This is a genomic window from Geobacillus sp. ZGt-1, assembly GCF_001026865.1.
Lineage (GTDB): Bacteria > Bacillota > Bacilli > Bacillales > Anoxybacillaceae > Geobacillus > Geobacillus thermoleovorans.
In genome coordinates this window covers 53,753-59,966 of the sequence record NZ_LDPD01000012.1, presented here as the reverse complement: position 1 = coordinate 59,966, position 6,214 = coordinate 53,753, and the positions used below count along the sequence as shown (strand labels likewise).

Annotated in this window: 7 protein-coding genes; 2 read left to right on the top strand and 5 right to left on the bottom strand. The window is 52.9% G+C overall.

The genetic code is table 11. The features are described 5' to 3' along the window. Positions 1-713 (top strand): ABC transporter permease (locus tag VU18_RS03990; protein WP_236687278.1); only part of this gene is annotated, 713 nt, incomplete at its 5' end. Positions 714-862: 149 nt separating this feature from the next. Here VU18_RS03990 and VU18_RS03985 read toward each other — a convergent pair. Together VU18_RS03985 and VU18_RS03980 are read right to left on the bottom strand one after the other, a co-directional pair. Further along, on the bottom strand, positions 863-1,357 hold the full coding sequence (locus VU18_RS03985) for a methylated-DNA--[protein]-cysteine S-methyltransferase (protein WP_011230446.1): 495 nt from the start codon (positions 1,355-1,357) through the stop codon (positions 863-865). Then, positions 1,347-3,563 (bottom strand): PAS domain-containing sensor histidine kinase, encoded by a 2,217-nt coding sequence (locus VU18_RS03980; protein WP_047757690.1) that lies wholly within the window; start codon positions 3,561-3,563, stop codon positions 1,347-1,349. Before VU18_RS03980 ends, VU18_RS03985 begins: the two co-directional genes overlap by 11 nt. A gap of 194 nt (positions 3,564-3,757) precedes the next feature. On the opposite strand from VU18_RS03980, the gene VU18_RS03975 reads away from it, so the two are divergent. Continuing rightward, entirely contained in the window at positions 3,758-5,527 is a 1,770-nt protein-coding gene (locus VU18_RS03975) for a B12-binding domain-containing radical SAM protein (protein WP_047757689.1), read from the top strand. 56 nt (positions 5,528-5,583) lie between these two features. Here the strand turns inward: VU18_RS03975 and VU18_RS18320 are convergent, their stop codons facing one another. Genes VU18_RS18320 through VU18_RS18315 form a run of 3 tightly spaced genes read right to left on the bottom strand, consistent with a single transcriptional unit; the run spans position 5,584 to position 6,045 of the window. After that, positions 5,584-5,733 carry a hypothetical protein gene (locus tag VU18_RS18320; protein ID WP_162837026.1) on the bottom strand — a complete coding sequence of 50 codons (150 nt, stop codon included), beginning with the start codon at positions 5,731-5,733 and terminating at the stop codon, positions 5,584-5,586. Then, positions 5,726-5,893, bottom strand: a complete 168-nt coding sequence (locus tag VU18_RS18235) for a hypothetical protein (RefSeq protein WP_011230441.1) — start codon at positions 5,891-5,893, stop codon at positions 5,726-5,728. The genes VU18_RS18320 and VU18_RS18235 overlap by 8 nt, the downstream gene beginning before the upstream one ends. Continuing rightward, positions 5,890-6,045, bottom strand: a complete 156-nt coding sequence (locus VU18_RS18315) for a hypothetical protein (protein ID WP_162837025.1) — start codon at positions 6,043-6,045, stop codon at positions 5,890-5,892. The genes VU18_RS18235 and VU18_RS18315 overlap by 4 nt, the downstream gene beginning before the upstream one ends. Between the last annotated feature and the right edge of the window lie 169 nt (positions 6,046-6,214).

Below are 6,214 nucleotides of genomic sequence, written 5' to 3'. Positions count from 1 at the left end.
AAGAAATTTTCATCACCCTGCTCGTGCCGCTGTTGCTCGGCATTGCTGTCGGGCTCTTGAACTCGTTGTTGATCGTCAAATTCAAATTGCCCGATTTGCTCGCGACGTTGGCGACGATGTACGCCATTAACGGCGTGCAGCTCACCTATACGAAAGGGTTTTCGATCTACAACGACATGCCGCTGCCCGATGGCGGCACGGCGCCGGGCAAATTCATTCCTTCCTTTTTATTTATCGGCCAGGGAGAGCTGTTCGGCGTGCCGTTTTCGGTCTTGCTTATGCTGTTTGTCGTCATTGCCGCTCATCTGTTTTTAACGTACACGAAACCCGGCCGCCTCTTTTATTTGACCGGGGAAAACCGCGAGGCGGCAAGGCTCTCAGGCATCCCGGTCAACCGCTATCGGACATATGCATACGTCATCAGCGGGTTTTTTGCGGCCTTAGGCGGCATCGTCCTTGCCTCGCGCATCGGCACCGGGCAAGTGTCGGCCGGCGCCTCGCTTTTAATGGACAGCGTCGCCGCCGCCTACATCGGCTTTTCCGTCTTTGGCGCCGGCAAGCCGAACGTCATCGGCACATTGTTCGGCTCGATTTTAATGGGCGTGTTGCTGAACGGCTTGACGATGGCAAACGTTCCGTATTACGCCCAAGACATTATAAAAGGCGCCATTTTAGTCGGCGCCCTCGCCTTGTCGCATTGGCAAAAAAAATAACGCCCGATCTCTGCCCCCGTGGATGGCAATCCTCGGGGGCAGACGCGTTTTTCTAGGCAAGCCGTCAGCCTCTTTTTCCGCCTGCTTCATTGCAGCATCCGCATACAACGCCTTCCAAACCCTTTGCCTGTTCCACGAACGCAAGAGCGTCATCTACGTAAGCGGCGCTCAAGCTCCAACAGCTTCGCCTTCACATCGGTGCGGCTTCCAGCATAGCCAATGAGAGCGCCGTTTTTGCCGACAACGCGGTGGCACGGAACGAGAATCGACAGTTCATTCGCCCGGTTTGCCTGACCGACGGCGCGCACCGCTTTCGGGCGGCCGATTTGCGCGGCGATGTCAGCGTATGTCGCCGTCTCGCCGTACGGAATGCGGCAAAGCGCCGCCCACACCTCTTCTTGGAAGGCAGTTCCCTTCCACTTCAGCGGCAAGTCAAATGCTTGGCGTCGACCGTGGAAATACTCATCCAGCTGCCTAAGCGCGCGTTCAAGAAGCGGCGACCAGCTTTTGACAGCCGGATGTTCGCCGGCGAACGCGCGCCATTCTTCTGGAAACAGCTCGACTTTGACAATCGCGTCGCCGTCGGAGGCGATGTAAATGTCGCCGAGCAGCTCTGAGCGGTATACTGCATATTCAATCGTCATCGTCGTCCTCCCTTTCCATTCGTTCGATCGGCAGCGTGATATGGAACGTCGTGCCGACGCCGACTTCGCTTTCCACTTCAATTTTCCCTTGGTGCTCTTCTATGATTTTATAGCTGACCATCAAGCCGAGGCCGGTGCCGCGTTCTTTCGTCGTATAAAACGGCTCGCCAAGCTTTTTGATTTTATCTTTTGGAATGCCGCATCCTTGGTCGGTGATGGAGATGCGCACATAGCACCCGGCGCGGGTGATGCGCACCGTAATGTCCCCGCCTTTTGGCATCACTTCGATGGCGTTTTTCAAAATATTGATGAACACTTGCTTCAACTGATTCGGCTCGCAATACACCGGCGGCAGCCCGCGCTCGAAGTCGGCGATGATTTGCACGTTGTGCATCATCGCTTGGGCGCTGATCAAATCGATCGTGTCTTGCATAATTTTGCAGATATCATTTTGTTTGTACTGCACCGCCTGGGGCTTCGCCAAGACCAGAAACTCGGTGATGATCGACTCAATCCGTTTCAATTCCGACATAATGACATTAAAATACATCGAATAGTCGCCGTCAATGCTTCCTTGCAACAGCTGAATGAAACCCTTTAGCGCCGTCATCGGATTGCGGATTTCATGGGCGATGCCGGCGGCCAATTCCCCGACGACGTTGAGCGTATCCGACTTGCGCAACTGCAGCTCCATCTCCTTGCGCTCGGTCACATCGCGCAGCATCATCATCCCGACGCCGGGAATCACTTCCTTTTTCAGTGAAAACTCAATAATTCTCCCTTTTCCCTCGTCGAAAAATTCGACCTCGCCGCTCGCTTCGCCGGTGCGTTGGCATTGTTGAAGCAGCTTGTTGAGCTGGCGGCGCGCCCGCTCCGGAACGAGCTCGACCACCATTCGGCCAAGCAGCGCCTCCTTTTCGACGGAAAAAATGCCGCAGACAACCGGATTGGCGTCGATGATCCGATGCTTGGCATCCCAAAGCAAAATACCATCCATCGCATGATCGAAAATGCTCCGGAACTTTTGCTCGCTTTCGCGCAGCTCGCGCTCGATTTTCCGCCGCTCGCTCACGTTGCGGAAAATTGTCAAATGGTAGCCGTCAATCGCCCCTTTTTTCATCGTAAACTCAAGCTGTTTCTGTTCGCCGTTTGGCATATGGAACGTCAGCTCATCGCGAATTTCCCCTTTTTGGCGGAACTCGCTGAAAATCCGCTTCACCTTTTCATCCCCATATTCCACAAAATCGAGCAAATTGCGGCGCACAAGCAAATTCAAAGGCAGCTCAAACGTCCGGCTCGCGGCCGGATTGGCGTTCAATATGTAGCCAAAATCATCCCAAATGAGAATCGCCTCATGCGCCTGCTCGAAAATGGCCCGAAACCGCTCTTCGCTTTTTTGTAGCTTGATTTCCATATTTTTCCGATCGGTCACGTCGCGCATAATGGCCATGTAAAAGCCGCTGTAGACGTTCGACGTCGCCGTCAGTTCAAACATTTTCACCGTTCCGTCCGGGCGGACAAGCGACAACTCGCCTTTGGCCGTTCTCTTTTCTTTCACTTCCGCGAGCAGCCGTGCGAACTCATTGGCGCATTCGCGGGCGACGAACTGCTGAAACGACAAATTGAGCAGTTTTCCTTTTTCCAAGTTCAAGCTCATCGAAAACGCCGGATTGACATCGATAAACCGCCCAAATTCATCGAAAATGACGATGCCGTCGACGGCGCGGTTGAATACGTCGCGAAACAAAAACTCATGAATGATTCGTTCGCGCTCAAGCGCCTTATGAGCCGAAACGTCGCGCATCATCACGAGGTCAAATTCATGAAACACGTCTTTTTTTATCGAAAATTCGATATGCTTCACCTTGCCGTCCGGCAGCTTAATGAGCAGCTCGTCGCTGAACGAGCCGAACTTTTGCAGCATCGACTGCTGAAACAGCAAAATATCCGGCGGCACGAGCTCCAAAAACGAGGAAAGCGAACGGCCGATCAAGTCAAACTTATCCATCTCAAACAGCTTGCACGCCGCTTCGTTCACATCGACAAACTCGCCGTTTTTATTTAAAATGACAATGGCGTCGAGCGATCGCTCGAAAATGACGGAATAACTGTTGAGCCGCTCCTTTAGGCGACGATTTTCCTCTTCAAGCAGCCGCACATCCGGCGTCGCATTTTGTCCTTCCCGAGGAGAAAGGCTTTGGACCATATCCATCTCTCCTTGTCTATTAAAACCATGTCAACTAAATATATATTCGATGTGGAAAAATTTACTCCTCCCTTCGCTCATGAAGATTTTGCGAATTCTTTTCTCCACCGTTCGACAAGTTTTTCTTCTTTTTCGTTTGGTTAAACTGCGTTATAATGAGAGGTTAGTACGCTAATCAAAGGGGTTTTGCTTCTATGAATATTGTCTGCACGACATTGAACGCCAAATACATTCATATGAACCTCGCCATCCGCTATTTAAAAGCATACGCAATGCCGGAGTTTGACGTCAAGCTCGTTGAGTATACGATCAAAGACCCGGCGCTGAACATCGTCGCCGATTTGTACCAGCGCCGGCCGGATGTCATCGGCTTCAGCTGCTACATTTGGAACATTGAAGAGACGATCAAAGTCGCCAAAATGTTAAAAAAAGCAGCGCCGCACATTCTCATCGTCGCCGGCGGCCCGGAAGTGTCGTACGATGTGCGCGAATGGATGGAGCGGGTGCCGGAGTTTGACTTTATCGTCGTCGGCGAAGGAGAGGAAACGTTTAAACAGCTGCTTTTCGCTTTAGACGGCCATGGAGACGTCCGTGATGTCGCCGGGCTCGCGTTTCGCGACGGGGGCCGCATTGTCGTCAACCCACAGCGAAACAAAATTCGCCTTGCCGACATGCCGTCGCCGTTTCGCTTTCTGGAAGACATTCCCCATCTTCCGAACCGGGTCGTGTATGTTGAAACGAGCCGCGGCTGCCCGTTCAGCTGCCAATTTTGCCTGTCCTCGATTGAAGTCGGCGTCCGCTACTTTGACCGCGAAAAAATCAAAGACGACTTGCGCTACTTAATGCGGCACGGGGCGCGGACGATCAAGTTCGTCGACCGGACGTTCAACATCAGCCGCAGCTATGCGATGGACATGTTTCGCTTTTTAATTGATGAACATGTGCCCGGAACAGTATTTCAATTTGAAATTACCGCCGACATCATGCGTCCCGAGGTGATCGAGTTTTTAAACCGCGAAGCGCCGCCCGGCCTGTTCCGCTTTGAAATCGGCGTCCAGTCGACGAACGACGAAGTGAATCGGCTCATTATGCGCAAACAAAACTTCGCCAAACTTTCGCGAACGGTAACGATGATTAAAGAGGGCGGGAAAATCGCCCAACATTTGGATTTGATCGCCGGGCTGCCGGAAGAAGATTACGACTCGTTCCGAAAGACGTTTAACGACGTGTTCGCCCTCCGTCCGGAAGAACTGCAGCTTGGGTTTTTGAAGCTGCTGCGCGGCACTGGGTTGCGCCTGCGCGCCCATGAATACGGCTACGTCTATATGGATCATGCGCCGTATGAAGTGCTCGCCAACAACGTCTTGTCGTTTGATGACGTCATCCGCATCAAGCAAGTGGAAGACGTGCTTGAAAAGTATTGGAACGCCCATCGGATGGACGAAACGATCGAGTACTTGGTGACCGATGTGTTCCCGTCGCCGTTTGACTTTTTCCAGCAGTTTGGCACGTATTGGGATGAGCGCGGCTGGGCGCGCATCGGCCACCAGTTGGAAGACTTGTTCCGCCGCCTCTATGAGTTTTTACGTACGTCGGTACCAGACGCCTTACCTGTCGCCGAATCGCTCATGAAATACGACTACTTGCGCAATCAAAAATATAAGCCGCGCAAGCCGTGGTGGGACGAAAAAACAGAGAAAACGACGCGCACAGCCGTCTACCGTGCGCTGCTCGAACGGCCCGAGGCGCTCGGAGCGGATTTTGCCGCCCTTGGGCTCGGGGAAAAGGAATTGTTTAAACATACGGTCGTGGAAATCGTGCCTGTTGATGTCGGCCGCTATATCGCCGCGAAGCAGCTCTCGTTTGCGCCAACCGTCATCGTCGCCTATTTTGATCCGTCCGGCACCGGCGCAACGCTGTTTTCCGCGCCGCTGTCCGCCTTGTCCGCTTCGGCATCCGCCTAACGGCCAAACGCCGGAGGCACGGCTTTTTTGTGCACCACGTGAAAAAGCAGGGAGCGTTATCCCTGCTTTTTTCGTTTCTTTTCATTTTCTTTCGCCCGTTTTTGTTCCTCCATGATCCAAAGCGGCTCGTGGGCAGCGAAATCGCCCCATTCAAACACCGTTTCTTCATTCGTTCGAGCGGGCCGCTTCTTATGCTCTTTACCCATCCCCGCCTCCTTGCCGCCCTTTTTTCGAATTGCGGTTCGCGCCGCGGATCATGTCCTCCTCGCCGGCATATTGTGCCGCAAATTCGGTATCCGGCAAGCTTTCCGTTGGCGTTTTATTGTTGTTTTTCGCTGCGTCAAATTTCACTTTTCGCTTCATCATCGTTTCGTCTCCTCCTCATCAACCGTTTTCCGCTCATAAGCGACAAGCACAATTTCTTCTCCTGTTTCTTCACGCAGCCGCTGTTCGAGTTGCTGGAGCTGGCGAAGCGTCCCGTCATGGAGACGGGCGACCGGGAACGCTACATTGTTCACCCGCATCCTCCTTCCCACATTTTTTCTTATCGTGTCTCGGCCGCACTGCCTTTATGCATCGCTAGAACGTTACGGCTTGAGCACGACTTTAATACAGCCGTCTTTCTTTTCGTCGAAAATTTCGTATGCGTATTGCGCCTCATCAAGCGGCAGGCGATGGGTAATGATA

Excerpts from the sequence above, each read along its gene's own strand:
- VU18_RS03975 (WP_047757689.1), top strand. The coding sequence starts at position 3,758 with ATGAATATTGTCTGCACGACATTGAACGCCAAATACATTCATATGAAC.
- VU18_RS18235 (WP_011230441.1), bottom strand. The coding sequence starts at position 5,893 with ATGATGAAGCGAAAAGTGAAATTTGACGCAGCGAAAAACAACAATAAA.
- VU18_RS03985 (WP_011230446.1), bottom strand. The coding sequence starts at position 1,357 with ATGACGATTGAATATGCAGTATACCGCTCAGAGCTGCTCGGCGACATT.
- VU18_RS03980 (WP_047757690.1), bottom strand. The coding sequence starts at position 3,563 with ATGGTCCAAAGCCTTTCTCCTCGGGAAGGACAAAATGCGACGCCGGAT.
- VU18_RS18320 (WP_162837026.1), bottom strand. The coding sequence starts at position 5,733 with ATGGGTAAAGAGCATAAGAAGCGGCCCGCTCGAACGAATGAAGAAACG.